Raw genomic sequence first — 701 nt, 5'->3', positions numbered from 1 at the left:
GTGTTGTTCGTGGTGGTATTTCGGTTCGGGTGTTTTTCCGAATTGGGCGGCGTGGTTTTCTTGGTTCGGATTAGAGCGGTCTGGTGGGGGGTTTGTTATGGGGGTTGGTGTTCGGTTTCTTCCGGGGCTGGGTCGTCCGGCGCTGCCTCGCCGCTGCTGGCGGGTTGTTGTTGGGGCGGCCTTGTCCTGGCTATAGCTCGTACGGGCGGGCTTTCGGTGAACGGGAGGTCCTGCTGGGGCGGCTCTGCCAGCGTGAGGCCATGGCGAACATCGGCTTCATCCATGACGTGATGATCTGTGCTCAGGCTGACCGGCTGCCGGGCGTCGAGGGCGACTTGGTGGTGCCTGGGATGTGGACGCTGGCCCACCGGGGCGACCGGGGTGTTCAAGCGCTCTGCGTGTGGGGGTTCCGCACTCGGGAGGAGGCGTTGGAGGCCGGTGCGGAGCTGGCCTGTCTCGCCACTGCGGGTTCCCCGGCCGGGGAACAGGTGCGGGCCTTCTTCGCGGCCGGTCTCTTCGAGGAGGCCATTGCGTTGTACGAGCGGCACCGGCCAGCGGAGCACGTGCTGAGCGTCCAGCCCGCGCTCTTGCAGAGCGCCTGACCCGCCCCCGAGGTCGGTGGCTGTCAGGCCGCCGTGGAGGCCGCCCGTCAGGCTGCCCTGGTTGGTGTGCGGGAGGGGCTGGTGGCTATCCCTCGATGC

1 protein-coding gene is annotated in these 701 nt (G+C 67.5%); it reads left to right on the top strand.

Annotation, left to right across the window (positions count from 1 at the left end):
* The first annotated feature begins 260 nt into the window (after positions 1-260).
* Positions 261-602, top strand: a complete 342-nt coding sequence (locus tag IH61_RS43790) for a hypothetical protein (RefSeq protein WP_158845910.1) — start codon at positions 261-263, stop codon at positions 600-602.
* Positions 603-701 lie beyond the last annotated feature (99 nt).

This window comes from Streptomyces sp. NRRL WC-3742, from assembly GCF_000720635.1.
In the GTDB taxonomy this organism is placed as follows: domain Bacteria; phylum Actinomycetota; class Actinomycetes; order Streptomycetales; family Streptomycetaceae; genus Kitasatospora.
Note: the sequence above shows the minus strand (reverse complement) of the source record. Positions and strands in the feature narration are given on the sequence as shown.

Excerpts from the sequence above, each read along its gene's own strand:
- IH61_RS43790 (WP_158845910.1), top strand. The coding sequence starts at position 261 with ATGGCGAACATCGGCTTCATCCATGACGTGATGATCTGTGCTCAGGCT.